We start from the raw sequence: 12,547 nt of genomic DNA, 5'->3' as shown, positions 1-12,547 counted from the left end.
GCAAATGAGCGTACAATTATTAGACAAAACTAGAAAAATCAACAAGTTACTTCACAACAATAATTCAAGTAAAGTGGTCTTTAATGATATTTGTGAAGTTCTGACAGAGATTCTGTCATCGAATGTACTGGTGGTCAGCAAAAAAGGAAAAGTTCTCGGAGGAAGCAAATGTACAGGCGTTCCGTATATAGAAGAACTGATCCAGAAGGAAGTAGGCAGACATATTGATGATATGTTAAATGAACGTCTGCTCAGCATTCTTTCGACAAAGGAAAATGTGAATCTTGAGACTCTTGGATTTTCGGAAGAAGCCTCAAAAGGTTATCAGGCTATTATAACTCCAATCGATATCGCAGGAGAGAGACTCGGCACATTATTCATCTATAAGAAAGACGAAGTATATGAGATTGATGATATCATTTTAAGTGAATATGGAACAACAGTTGTTGGTCTTGAGATGCTTCGTTCTGTAAATGAAGAAAGTGCGGAGGAAACAAGAAAAGAACACATTGTACAGTCAGCCATCAGCACACTTTCTTATTCTGAACTGGAAGCGATCATTCATATTTTTGATGAACTGGATGGTACAGAAGGAATCCTGGTTGCAAGCAAGATTGCAGACCGTGTAGGAATCACTCGTTCTGTGATCGTGAATGCGCTTCGCAAGTTTGAGAGTGCCGGAGTTATTGAATCCAGATCTTCCGGTATGAAGGGAACTTATATCAAAGTTGTGAATGATTATGTATTTACGGAACTGGATAAGATCAAAGCAGAGCGCAACAATTAAGATGAAGTATAAGGGTATCGGGAGACTGGTACCCTTTTCTTTGATTGAAGATGAGATGAATTTTACTGGAGGATATAATGGAAAAATTTCAGGACGATACGGTGAAACTCGAGATGATAAAAACGATTCTTGACGGGGGATATTTTAACGATAATATCTATCTGTGTAAGATGATTAAGTATAATGAAGAAGAGGAATGCATATATCTGTTAACGGGGAAGACGGAACTGTCAGAATTTTCTTTGGACAGTATCTATGAGTGCACGATGACGGATGAGGAAGAAGAGGTCAAATGCAGAGGAAAGATTGTCGAACGGTACTGGGATAAGAGAGGAAAAGTACTTGTTTTCCATGTGGAAAATGGATTTTATAAAAATACTGTAAACTAAACAAAGGCGGTTGACAAAATATTAAGAGAGTGCTATTTTATATCTAGAGTTTCTTAGCACTCTCTTTTTTCGAGTGCTAACAAAATAAATAAGTATATCATTTAAGGAGGAATAAATATGAAATTAGTACCATTAGGAGACAGAGTTGTATTAAAACAGTTGGTTGCAGAAGAGACAACAAAATCAGGAATCGTAATTCCTGGACAGTCTAAAGAAAAACCACAGCAGGCAGAGATCGTTGCTGTAGGACCTGGTGGAACAGTTGACGGAAAAGAAGTGAAGATGAATGTCACTGTAGGACAGAAAGTTATTTATTCTAAATACGCAGGAACATCTGTAGAGCTTGATGATGAAGAATATATTATCGTAAAACAGGACGATATCCTTGCAATTTGTGAGTAAGATGTAGATGTAAGAAGAGAAACAAAGATTATAGGAGGCATTTGATCATGGCAAAGGAAATTAAATATGGCGCAGAAGCAAGAGCAGCATTAGAAGAAGGAGTTAATAAGCTGGCTGATACAGTCAGAGTTACGTTAGGACCAAAAGGACGTAACGTAGTTCTTGACAAATCTTTCGGAGCACCGCTTATTACTAATGATGGTGTTACAATTGCAAAAGAAATTGAATTAGAAGATGCATTTGAGAATATGGGTGCACAGCTTATCAAAGAAGTTGCATCTAAGACAAATGATGTTGCCGGAGATGGTACAACAACAGCTACAGTACTTGCACAGGCAATGGTACATGAAGGAATGAAGAACCTGGCAGCAGGAGCAAACCCGATCATCCTTAGAAAAGGAATGAAGAAAGCAACAGACAAAGCAGTTGAGACGATCGCTAAAATGTCCAGCAAAGTAAAAGACAAAGATCAGATCGCAAAAGTTGCAGCTATTTCTGCAAGTGATGAAGAAGTTGGAAAGATGGTTGCAGATGCAATGGAAAAAGTTTCCAATGACGGGGTTATCACAATTGAAGAATCCAAGACTATGAAGACAGAACTTGACCTTGTAGAAGGTATGCAGTTTGACCGTGGATATGTATCTGCATATATGGCTACAGATATGGATAAGATGGAAGCAAATCTGGATGATCCATATATCTTGATCACAGACAAGAAGATTTCTAACATTCAGGAGATCCTGCCAGTTCTGGAGCAGATCGTACAGTCCGGAGCAAGACTCCTGATCGTTGCAGAAGATATTGAAGGTGAGGCTCTTACAACACTGATTGTAAACAAACTGCGTGGAACATTCAATGTAGTAGGTGTTAAAGCGCCTGGATATGGTGACAGAAGAAAAGAGATGTTAAAAGATCTTGCAATTCTGACAGGCGGTCAGGTAATTTCAGAAGAACTCGGTATGGAATTGAAAGATACAACACTGGATCAGCTTGGACGTGCAAAATCTGTAAAAGTTCAGAAAGAAAATACAGTTATCGTTGATGGATGCGGAGACAAACAGGCAATCGCAGACCGTGTAGCACAGATCAAAGCACAGATTGAAGAGACAACATCTGATTTCGACAGAGAGAAACTGCAGGAGAGACTTGCAAAACTTGCAGGCGGTGTAGCAGTTATCCGTGTAGGTGCTGCAACTGAGACTGAGATGAAAGAAGCAAAACTTCGTATGGAAGATGCACTTGCAGCAACAAGAGCAGCCGTAGAAGAAGGAATCATTGCAGGTGGCGGATCTGCTTATATTCACTGTGCAAAAGAAGTTGCCAAGATCGTTGCTGATTTGGATGGTGATGAGAAGACAGGTGCGAATGTTGTACTGAAAGCTCTGGAAGCTCCACTGCTCCGCATCGCTGCAAATGCAGGACTGGAAGGCGCAGTAATCATTAATAAAGTATATGAGTCAGAACCAGGAATCGGATTTGATGCATTAGCTGAGGAATATGTAGACATGGTTGAACATGGTATCCTTGATCCGGCTAAGGTAACAAGAAGTGCTCTGCAGAATGCAACAAGTGTTGCATCTACACTGCTGACAACAGAGTCCGTTGTTGCTAATATCAAAGAAGAGACACCGGCTATGCCTGCAGGTGCAGGTGCCGGAATGGGCATGATGTAAGAAAAAGTTAAGAAAACTCCCTGCATGGGGAGTTTTCTTTTTTCTTGTTTTTGTGCTACAATAGACACATTGAGAAAAGCGGAGGATGTAAGACATGAATGACATATGTACAGAACAGCTTATTAAAAGGAAGAAAAGCAAAGGTCAGTGGTTTCTGGAAGGAATGGTGCTTGCAGCGACTTTACTGAGTGTATATGGTGTCGTACATTGTCTTTTTTTTATAGTGCTTACAGTTATATTACTTGTAATGGATATATATTTGTATCTGGAATTTGATGCAGAATATGAATATTTATTTGTGAATGGGGAACTGGATGTTGACAAGATCATACATAAGTCGAGAAGAAGACGAATCTGTACAATAAAGTTAGAAGAAATAGAGGTCCTGGCTCCATTTGGAACAGGTGAACTCAGACAGTACCAGCGGGCAAAGAAAAGCGATTATAGCTCGGGCAGACGCAATGATCAGACTTATGTGCTAGTTGTTTCCAGGGCAGGAGAATTAAGAAAAATTATTTTTGAACCGAATCAGACGATTGTAGACGGGTATGCCGGAATGATTCCGGGAAAAGTTACATACAAATCTGCAAAATAGTCAGAAAAATGTATTTTGTATGTATAAAAAAACAAGTTGACAAACGATAGCAAAGTTCGTTATGATACCAGTTAATTATAGGAAAGAGCAAAACGGAGTTTTTACCCCGATAAGCTATAAATAAGGATAAGAGTGAAAGGAGTTTACCATGGGAAAAATTATTGGAGAAGGAATTACATTTGATGACGTGCTGCTTGTACCGGCATATTCTGAGGTGATTCCAAATCAAGTAGATTTATCCACGTATTTAACAAAAAATATTAAATTGAATATACCGATGATGAGTGCAGGTATGGATACGGTTACAGAACACCGTATGGCAATTGCAATGGCTCGTCAGGGTGGAATTGGTATCATTCATAAGAATATGACGATCGAGCAGCAGGCAGAGGAAGTTGATAAAGTAAAACGTTCTGAGAACGGTGTTATCACGGATCCATTTTATCTGTCTCCGGAACATACGTTGGAAGATGCCAATAATTTAATGGCAAAATTCCGCATTTCAGGTGTACCAATTACAGAAAACGGAAAACTGGTAGGCATTATCACGAACCGTGATCTGAAATTTGAAGAAGATTTTACGAAGAAGATTAAAGAATCAATGACTTCTGAGGGACTTATTACAGCACAGGAAGGAATTACGCTGGAAGATGCAAAGAAGATTCTTGCAAAAGCCAGAAAAGAGAAATTACCGATCGTAGACAAAGATTTCAATTTGAAAGGTCTTATTACGATTAAAGATATTGAAAAACAGATCAAATATCCACTGTCAGCTAAAGATTCCCAGGGAAGACTGCTCTGTGGTGCAGCACTTGGAATTACCGCAAACTGCCTGGAACGTGCACGGGAACTTGTGAATGCACATGTAGACGTTGTTGTTATGGATTCTGCACATGGACATTCTGCTAATGTACTCCGTACCGTAGATATGGTCAAATCCAAATTCCCGGATCTGCAGGTTATCGCAGGAAACGTTGCAACAGGAACAGCAGCAGAAGCGCTGATCAAAGCAGGAGCAGATGCAGTAAAGGTTGGTATTGGACCTGGATCTATCTGTACAACACGTGTCGTTGCAGGTATCGGTGTTCCACAGATCACAGCAGTTATGAATTGTTATGAAGCGGCAGACAAATATGGAATTCCGATTATCGCAGATGGTGGTATCAAATATTCAGGAGATATGACAAAAGCAATTGCAGCCGGTGCGAATGTATGTATGATGGGATCAATCTTTGCAGGATGTGATGAGAGCCCGGGAACATTTGAATTATATCAGGGAAGAAAATACAAAGTATACCGTGGCATGGGATCGATTGCTGCAATGGAGAACGGAAGCAAAGACCGTTATTTCCAGACAGATGCGAAGAAGTTAGTACCGGAAGGTGTAGAAGGACGTGTAGCATACAAAGGAACTGTAGAAGATACTGTATTCCAGTTGATGGGAGGTCTTCGTTCCGGTATGGGTTACTGCGGAACTCCAACAATTGAAGAACTCAAACAGAGAGGACAGTTCGTAAAGATCTCATCTGCATCTCTGAAAGAAAGTCATCCGCACGACATTCACATTACGAAAGAAGCTCCAAACTACAGTGTAGATGAGTAAAAGAGAATAATACCAGAGAAATTTGGCGTTATAATAGACATTACAGCAGGAGGCAAGATATGAAGCGGGCATTTGGAACATTGAAAACAAAAGAAAAGGCAGAATTGTATCTGTTGAAGAATGAAAAAGGGATGGAAGTTGCTATTTCCGATTATGGCGCAACGATTGTAAATGTGATCGTACCAGATAAGGAAGGACATCCGACGGATGTTGTTCTCGGATATGACGATGTCAGTGGTTATGAAAAAGGCGACCGTGTATTTGGCGCATTTGTAGGACGTGTGGCAAACCGTATTGCAGGAGGTTCATTTACATTAAATGGTAAGACTTATGAACTGACAAAGAATGATGGGGATAATACACTACACGGTGGTAGAGATATGATGAATAAGCGTATGTGGAAAGTTGAAGAATCTACAGATAATAGCGTGACTTTATCACTTGACAGCCCAGATGGAGACCAGGGATTTCCAGGAAATCTTAAGCTGACAGTAACTTATACGGTTACACCGGAGAATGAACTGGAAATTGTTTATAGATCAACAGCAGATGCAGATACACTGCTGAATCTTACAAATCACAGTTATTTTAATCTCGCCGGACAGGGAAGTGGCGATGTACTGGATCAGAAAGTAACGATCAGTGCAGATTATTTTACTCTTGCAGATGCCCAGAGTATTCCGACAGGTGAACTGACACCTGTAAAGGGAACACCGATGGATTTTAATGAAGCAAAAGCGATCGGACAGGATATAGAAGCGGATTACCAGCCGTTGATCGATGGAAAAGGTTACGATCATAACTGGGTGATCAGAGGTGAAGGATTCCGCAAAGCTGCCTCCATGTATTCTGATAAGACAGGAATCCATATGGATGTATATACAGATCTTCCGGGTATGCAGTTGTATACAGCAAACTATGTTGATTATGAGAAAGGCAAAGGCGGAGCTGAATACCGTATCCGCAATGCTGCCTGCTTTGAAACACAGTTTTTCCCGGATGCCATTCATCATTCGGAGTTTGCGCAGCCGGTTATCAAGGCGAATGAACTATTTACATCCAAAACGGTATATCAGTTTTCTATTCAATAAGAATTTACAAAAGGCATAGAATATATGCCATATGAATAATGTGTAGTATGAAGAGAACAAAAAAGATTAAAAACAGAAAAAAATCATTCACAACTATACAACAGAAAAAACAGGCTCAGCGCAGGATGCGGCTGGGCCTGCTTTTATTGGTGATTGTTATGGTTCTGGCAGCAGGAATCAGGATTTTACATCCGGAATGGCTGTCTGGAAAATACAGTGAAATAGACAATGCACAGGTTGATGCATCTAAACCTGATATTACAGTGAAACTTCTGACGCCGAATCCGTATTCCAGACCGGGGATAAAAACCGGTAAGATTAAGGGAATTGTTGTGCATTATACGGCAAATCCGGGTGCAACAGCAATGGGAAACCGAAACTACTTTGAGGGGCTCAAAGACAGTCATGTGACAAAAACGAGCAGTAATTTTATTGTAGGGCTGGATGGAGAAATCGTGCAGTGTGTGCCGACATGGGAAGTGGCGTATGCTTCCAATAACCGGAATAAAGATACGGTATCGATTGAGTGTTGCCATCCGGATGAGACGGGGGAATTTAATAAAGCGACTTATCGCTCAGTGATACATTTGTGTGCCTGGCTTTGCCTGAAGTTTGCTCTGTCACCGGATGATATTATTCGGCATTATGATGTCACCGGAAAGAACTGTCCGAAATATTTTGTAGAACATGAAAATGCCTGGAAACAGTTCCGGAAAGATGTAAAAAAAGCACTGGAAAAATCAAAGTGATATTGTTATAATATATAAGCGTATGTATATTTATACATAATTAAGGAAGAAATCGTAAGGAAAACAGGAGAGGCAAACATGAACGACTTGGAACTGTACAGAGAGCAGTTAGCTCTGTGTGATGATAAAATTATTGATGCCCTTGTGGAAAGAAGCATGATCATAGAGAAAATCATGGCATACAAAGAAGAATATGGTATGCCGATCCTTCAGCCGGGACAGGAAGCAAAGCAGAAAAGAAGACTGGAAGAAAAGCTTTCGGATAATCGTTACAAGGATGAGATCTGTGACATTTTCCATTATATCCGCAAGAACAGCAAGCGGATTCAAGCAAGAAAACTGTTTGATTACAATATTGTACTCATTGGTTTTATGGGCGCAGGCAAATCTACGATCTCAGATTATTTAAGTACGATGTTTGCGATGGAAATCGTTGAGATGGATCAGGTTATCGCAGAGAGAGAAGAGATGAGTATTCCGGATATCTTTGAAACGTATGGAGAAGAATATTTCCGTAATCTGGAAACCAATCTTCTTGTGGAAATGCAGGAGAAGAAGAATACAGTTATTTCCTGCGGAGGAGGAGCTGCCCTTCGCAAGAATAATGTGCAGGAGATGAAGAAGAATGGTAGAGTTGTACTTCTGACAGCAAGTCCACAGGTAATCTATGAACGTGTAAAGGACAGCAATGACCGTCCGGTTCTGAACGGCCGCAAGAATGTTGAAGGCATTTCCGAACTGATGGAGCAGAGGCGTGAGAAATATGAAGCGGCTGCAGATATTGTTATCCAGACAGATAATAAGACTGTTCTGCAGATCTGTGAAGAATTGGTACAACGATTAATGGAGATGGATGAATAGACATGTTTGACAGATTTTTCCCGGATGCATATGTTGCATCTACTTATGTAATAGATTTTGAGAAACTGTATGAAGAAGGAATACGTGCCGTAATTTTTGATATTGACAATACGCTTGTTCCGCATGGTGCACCGGCAGATGACCGTGCGAAAGCACTTTTTGCGAGACTTAAAAAGATTGGTTATCAGTGCTGTCTGATCTCCAACAATCAGGAGCCACGTGTGAAGATGTTCAATCAGGATATCCAGGTGAATTATATCTGTGATGCGCATAAGCCTTCAACGAAAAATTACAAAAAAGCAATGGAGATTATGGGAACGGATGTTTCCAATACAGTATTTGTGGGAGATCAGCTTTTTACGGATGTCTGGGGAGCAAAAAGAGCCGGAATCAGAAATATTCTTGTGAAGCCGATCCATCCAAAAGAAGAGATACAGATTGTATTAAAACGTTACCTGGAGAAAATCGTTCTTTATTTTTATCAAAAAGAGCGAAAAGGACGGTAAAATGGGGCTGTACAGATAAAAAATAGTTGAAAAAAACGCTCAGATATTATAGAATGGAACAAGTGAGTAGAATTGATAAAGTGTGAAAACACATAATTTAAGGAGGATAAAAGTATGGCAACAAAGTCAGCAGGTGAATTTAGAAATGGTATGACACTGGAGATTGATGGTAAAGTATGTCAGGTTATTGATTTCATGCACGTTAAACCGGGAAAAGGTGCAGCATTCGTTCGTGTTAAATTAAAAGATATCATCAACGGTGGTGTAGTAGAGACAACATTCCGTCCTACAGAGTCTTTCCAGGAAGCATATATTGAGAGAAAGAAAATGCAGTATCTGTACAATGATGGAGATCTGTATTATTTCATGGATAATGAGACATTTGACCAGATCGCTGTAGGGACAGAAGATGTTGGTGATTCTCTGAAATTCGTAAAAGAGAACGAAGAAGTTACTGTAAGTTTATATCAGGAGAAACCTTTCGCAATCGAGCCACCGCTTACTGTTGAACTGGTTGTTACAGAGACGGAGCCTGGATTCAAAGGTAACACAGCTCAGGGAGCAAACAAACCGGCTATTGTTGAGACCGGTGCACAGGTTGCAGTTCCGTTATTTGTTGAGCAGGGAGAGAAGATTAAGATCGATACACGTTCCGGAGAGTACTTATCCAGAGCAAACTAATCTTTTCGAGTTAAAAGAATATTAAAAAAGCCTTGCATTTTCTGCAAGGCTTTTTTATAATAATAAAACCATAATATTTATTCTAAATTTCTACAAGATGTAAAAAGCGGATTTTCCCGCATCAATTTCCGGAAGATAACTACAACAATGGCCAAAGAGGAGAAATATGACTTATCATCAATTTACTGAGGCATTGGAAAAAAGTGTGAAAGAAATGGCAGGATGTCTTTTGTCTGTCGAATTATGCAACAATAAAAAGAATAATGGAATTATCCGGAGCGGTCTGGTGATTTCAGAACAGCGTGTGAATGTTTCGCCGACGATTTATCTGGAAGGTTATTATGAACAGTACCAGTCTGGAAGCCAGGTAGATGAGCTGGCAAAAGAAGTTCTAAATGTATATGAAAAAGTGAAATTTGATCAGTCATGGGAAGAGCCGGAGATTTTTAATTATGAAAAGATAAAGAATAAGATCGTATTCAGGCTTGTCCAGAGAAGTAGGAATGAAGAATTTTTGAAAGAAATTCCACATGTGCCGATTCTGGATCTGGAGATTATTTTCTACATACTTTTAGAGATAACCAAAGACGGCATGGCTTCCATGCAGATCAGCAATGAAACAATGGAAAAATGGAACGTAGATGAAAAGGAACTTCTTGCAATTGCAATGATGAATATGAAAAAACACCTTCCGGCAAGATTTCATTCAATACAGAATGTGCTTTCCGAAGAAGGAATTGCTGTAGATAAAGCTGCAAGAATGTATGTACTGACGAATGAAAAGAAAAGTTTCGGGGCAGCAACTATGATATATCCAGGATGTTTAAATCAGATTGGTACATATCTGAAGGAAAACTTTTACGTCTTGCCAAGCAGTGTGCATGAAGTGATCATTGTTCCCGAAAAGGAGACCGATGACTGCATGAATCTGAACGAAATGGTTGCAAGCATTAATGCAGCCTGTGTACTGCCGGAAGAAATTCTTGAAAATCATGCCTATTATTATGACAGAATAGAGGACCGGCTTGCAATATGCTGATATGAAGGCATAAAAGAATCCAATGTATAAATTGGCTGTAAAAAAACATTTATTAGTTGTTGAGATTGTAAAAAGAATCAGGAAAAGTAGAAATGATAAAGTAAAGGAAATGTACGAAATGTCTATAGCATTTCCTTTACTTTAAAAGAAAAATATGGTAGTATAAATAATGCAGTTTGAAGAAAATTGTCATGCACCCGTAGCTCAGGGGATAGAGCACCGCCCTCCGGAGGCGGGAGCGGCGGTTCGAATCCGCCCGGGTGTGTATTTTAAAAGTGCATAGTATGTGGAGGTACTCTTATGAAAGGTGCGTTAGGAGCGGGCTTCACAGACAGGAATATTCAGAAGAGAAAAAGCAGAAGATGCCTGCTTTTCTTATTTTTTATCCTGATCTTGTTGAGCACCGGAATCGGACTTACAGGAGATAACACACAGAAGAAAGCACAAAAGATAGTAAGAGAAAAGCGCAGAACAAGAAATATGGGATGTAAAGTTGAACAACTGAATCCTCTGCGTAAGAATAGATCGCCGGAATTAAGACAGGCGGTAAGAGATTATTACAGATGTATAGCAGAGAAGACGGACTTTGTAGAAACATACAATCATCTCCAGATTTATATAAAAGATGGAGAATATGCAGATACATATGTAGCATTTGTAATGTACCGGATGAAGATTAAGCAGGTCTATACAGAGCTTCCGGGAGTAGGGACCTTGTATATTACGGAAAAGGATGGAAAGAATTTCCAGGTCAGGGTGAAACAACTGGATAGGCAGGAGATTGACCATATAAAATTGCTTGCCGGACAACATGATGTGAAAGCACTGCTTGAAAAGAGCCGCCGACAATATCAGACGGCACTGAAGTCGGATGCATTACTTGAGGAATCGGTAAAGGAGTTACAGAAAGCACTGAATCATTCTTGATAGAGAGCGAGAAGCCAGATCTTTGCAAAAGGATCTGGCTTTATGTATAGCATTACAGTGCCGGAAGTTTACCTGTGTCTATACAACGAAGAAAACGGCATTTGGATACATAAGATGAAAAAGGAGCGAGCAATAAGATGAAAGGATACAGAGAGGCATACAAAAAAGCATTCCCATATACGATTCCGGTTTTGACCGGATATATATTTATCGGAGTAGCATTCGGAGTTATGTTTGCAGAAAAGGGATATTCATTTTTATGGGCTGCGCTTATGAGTATTCTTGTATATGCAGGTTCCGGACAGTATCTTGCTGTGAATTTTTTCGTTCCCGGAATATCAATTTTCCAGGTTGTCTTTATGACATTAATGGTTAACATCCGTCATGTTTTTTACGGAATTTCCTTATTGGAACGATTTAATGGCATGGGAAAGAAAAAATGGTATATGATTTTCAGCCTGACAGATGAAACATATTCCCTTTTGTGTACGACGAAGATTCCGGAAGGCATTGATGAAGGAAAATTCCTGTTTGCGATTGCTTCACTGGATCAGGTGTATTGGGTAGCTGGTTCGATCATTGGTGCAGTGGCGGGAAGTGTACTGCCATTTAATTCAGAGGGAATTGATTTTGCAATGACGGCATTGTTTGTTGTCATTTTTATTGAACAGTGGCTGGATAAAAAGAACCGGATTCCGGAAATTATCGGAGTGGCAGCAGCATTTATTGGATTGCAGATTTTCGGGGCATCCAGATTTGTACTGCCATCCATGTTATTAATTGTAATGATTTTATTTGTATCGAAAAAACAGCTTCAGAAGGAGGTGAACCTGTCATGCCAGTAAATGCAACGTTATCAGCAATTATTATTCTGGCAGTTGCATTGACAACTTTTGGAACAAGAGTATTTCCGTTTCTCTTGTTTCCAGAAGGAAAAGAAATACCGCCAGTGATCCAGTATCTGGGAAAAGTACTGACTCCGGCAGTGATCGGGATGTTAGTAGTTTACTGCCTAAAGAATACATCGGTTTTTGTATCGCCACATGGCATACCAGAATTTCTTGCTGTGGCAGTGACGGCAGGACTTCATGTATGGAAACGTAATAACCTGTTAAGTATTGGCGTTGGTACGGCATTATATATGTTTTTGATCCAGGTTGTTTTTTAAGGTTTAAACATAGTTTTATCACAGTTTAAACACAATTATAGATTAGACTACTTAGTATAAACGAAGTAGTGAAAGG

The 12,547-nt window shown here is 39.7% G+C and carries 15 protein-coding genes and 1 tRNA gene; all 16 read left to right on the top strand.

The genetic code is table 11. From position 1 onward, the window contains the following. The first annotated feature begins 4 nt into the window (after positions 1-4). Positions 5-787, top strand: coding sequence for a GTP-sensing pleiotropic transcriptional regulator CodY (gene codY, locus DWY31_RS04600; protein ID WP_021861599.1), 783 nt, complete (start codon positions 5-7; stop codon positions 785-787). Positions 788-864: 77 nt separating this feature from the next. Beyond that, on the top strand, positions 865-1,176 hold the full coding sequence (locus DWY31_RS04595; protein ID WP_021861598.1) for a hypothetical protein: 312 nt from the start codon (positions 865-867) through the stop codon (positions 1,174-1,176). Between the two features lie 117 nt (positions 1,177-1,293). Then, positions 1,294-1,578, top strand: coding sequence for a co-chaperone GroES (locus tag DWY31_RS04590; protein ID WP_117538150.1), 285 nt, complete (start codon positions 1,294-1,296; stop codon positions 1,576-1,578). 47 nt (positions 1,579-1,625) lie between these two features. Next, positions 1,626-3,251 carry a chaperonin GroEL gene (groL, locus tag DWY31_RS04585; protein ID WP_021861596.1) on the top strand — a complete coding sequence of 542 codons (1,626 nt, stop codon included), beginning with the start codon at positions 1,626-1,628 and terminating at the stop codon, positions 3,249-3,251. A 94-nt stretch (positions 3,252-3,345) separates the two neighbouring features. Next, on the top strand, positions 3,346-3,846 hold the full coding sequence (locus DWY31_RS04580) for a DUF6106 family protein (protein ID WP_021861595.1): 501 nt from the start codon (positions 3,346-3,348) through the stop codon (positions 3,844-3,846). Between the two features lie 148 nt (positions 3,847-3,994). After that, on the top strand, positions 3,995-5,449 hold the full coding sequence (gene guaB, locus DWY31_RS04575) for an IMP dehydrogenase (protein ID WP_118287762.1): 1,455 nt from the start codon (positions 3,995-3,997) through the stop codon (positions 5,447-5,449). A 59-nt stretch (positions 5,450-5,508) separates the two neighbouring features. Next, on the top strand, positions 5,509-6,540 hold the full coding sequence (locus DWY31_RS04570) for an aldose epimerase family protein (protein WP_118519659.1): 1,032 nt from the start codon (positions 5,509-5,511) through the stop codon (positions 6,538-6,540). Between the two features lie 38 nt (positions 6,541-6,578). Then, complete coding sequence (locus tag DWY31_RS04565; protein WP_442873161.1) at positions 6,579-7,289, top strand: peptidoglycan recognition protein family protein; 711 nt, start codon at positions 6,579-6,581, stop codon at positions 7,287-7,289. Positions 7,290-7,367: 78 nt separating this feature from the next. Beyond that, positions 7,368-8,150: a shikimate kinase gene (locus DWY31_RS04560; RefSeq protein ID WP_118519657.1), complete on the top strand. Its 783-nt coding sequence runs from the start codon at positions 7,368-7,370 to the stop codon at positions 8,148-8,150. A 2-nt stretch (positions 8,151-8,152) separates the two neighbouring features. Continuing rightward, positions 8,153-8,656 carry a YqeG family HAD IIIA-type phosphatase gene (locus DWY31_RS04555; RefSeq protein ID WP_117538153.1) on the top strand — a complete coding sequence of 168 codons (504 nt, stop codon included), beginning with the start codon at positions 8,153-8,155 and terminating at the stop codon, positions 8,654-8,656. 114 nt (positions 8,657-8,770) lie between these two features. Beyond that, the gene (gene efp, locus DWY31_RS04550) at positions 8,771-9,337 is read left to right on the top strand and encodes an elongation factor P (protein WP_021861589.1); all 567 of its coding nucleotides are present in this window, start codon (positions 8,771-8,773) and stop codon (positions 9,335-9,337) included. Positions 9,338-9,503: 166 nt separating this feature from the next. Beyond that, a complete protein-coding gene (locus DWY31_RS04545) occupies positions 9,504-10,376 on the top strand; it encodes a DUF5688 family protein (protein WP_118287764.1) in 873 nt (290 codons plus the stop codon). Positions 10,377-10,569: 193 nt separating this feature from the next. Then, positions 10,570-10,641, top strand: a tRNA-Arg gene (locus DWY31_RS04540). A gap of 35 nt (positions 10,642-10,676) precedes the next feature. Beyond that, on the top strand, positions 10,677-11,303 hold the full coding sequence (locus tag DWY31_RS04535; protein ID WP_021861587.1) for a hypothetical protein: 627 nt from the start codon (positions 10,677-10,679) through the stop codon (positions 11,301-11,303). Between the two features lie 137 nt (positions 11,304-11,440). Further along, positions 11,441-12,148, top strand: coding sequence for an AzlC family ABC transporter permease (locus DWY31_RS04530; protein ID WP_021861586.1), 708 nt, complete (start codon positions 11,441-11,443; stop codon positions 12,146-12,148). Beyond that, entirely contained in the window at positions 12,139-12,471 is a 333-nt protein-coding gene (locus DWY31_RS04525) for a branched-chain amino acid transporter permease (RefSeq protein WP_118519656.1), read from the top strand. Before DWY31_RS04530 ends, DWY31_RS04525 begins: the two co-directional genes overlap by 10 nt. Positions 12,472-12,547 lie beyond the last annotated feature (76 nt).

This window comes from Dorea sp. AF24-7LB (genome assembly GCF_003478575.1).
GTDB classification, from domain to species: domain Bacteria; phylum Bacillota; class Clostridia; order Lachnospirales; family Lachnospiraceae; genus Dorea_D; species Dorea_D hominis.
The sequence above is the reverse complement of the archived record's forward strand: the minus strand, read 5'-3'. Positions and strand labels throughout refer to the sequence as shown.

Bases quoted from the DNA above. Each gene is read 5' to 3' on its own strand.
- codY (WP_021861599.1), top strand. From the start codon at position 5: ATGAGCGTACAATTATTAGACAAAACTAGAAAAATCAACAAGTTACTT.
- DWY31_RS04595 (WP_021861598.1), top strand. From the start codon at position 865: ATGGAAAAATTTCAGGACGATACGGTGAAACTCGAGATGATAAAAACG.
- DWY31_RS04590 (WP_117538150.1), top strand. From the start codon at position 1,294: ATGAAATTAGTACCATTAGGAGACAGAGTTGTATTAAAACAGTTGGTT.
- groL (WP_021861596.1), top strand. From the start codon at position 1,626: ATGGCAAAGGAAATTAAATATGGCGCAGAAGCAAGAGCAGCATTAGAA.
- DWY31_RS04580 (WP_021861595.1), top strand. From the start codon at position 3,346: ATGAATGACATATGTACAGAACAGCTTATTAAAAGGAAGAAAAGCAAA.
- guaB (WP_118287762.1), top strand. From the start codon at position 3,995: ATGGGAAAAATTATTGGAGAAGGAATTACATTTGATGACGTGCTGCTT.
- DWY31_RS04570 (WP_118519659.1), top strand. From the start codon at position 5,509: ATGAAGCGGGCATTTGGAACATTGAAAACAAAAGAAAAGGCAGAATTG.
- DWY31_RS04565 (WP_442873161.1), top strand. From the start codon at position 6,579: ATGTGTAGTATGAAGAGAACAAAAAAGATTAAAAACAGAAAAAAATCA.
- DWY31_RS04560 (WP_118519657.1), top strand. From the start codon at position 7,368: ATGAACGACTTGGAACTGTACAGAGAGCAGTTAGCTCTGTGTGATGAT.
- DWY31_RS04555 (WP_117538153.1), top strand. From the start codon at position 8,153: ATGTTTGACAGATTTTTCCCGGATGCATATGTTGCATCTACTTATGTA.
- efp (WP_021861589.1), top strand. From the start codon at position 8,771: ATGGCAACAAAGTCAGCAGGTGAATTTAGAAATGGTATGACACTGGAG.
- DWY31_RS04545 (WP_118287764.1), top strand. From the start codon at position 9,504: ATGACTTATCATCAATTTACTGAGGCATTGGAAAAAAGTGTGAAAGAA.
- DWY31_RS04535 (WP_021861587.1), top strand. From the start codon at position 10,677: ATGAAAGGTGCGTTAGGAGCGGGCTTCACAGACAGGAATATTCAGAAG.
- DWY31_RS04530 (WP_021861586.1), top strand. From the start codon at position 11,441: ATGAAAGGATACAGAGAGGCATACAAAAAAGCATTCCCATATACGATT.
- DWY31_RS04525 (WP_118519656.1), top strand. From the start codon at position 12,139: ATGCCAGTAAATGCAACGTTATCAGCAATTATTATTCTGGCAGTTGCA.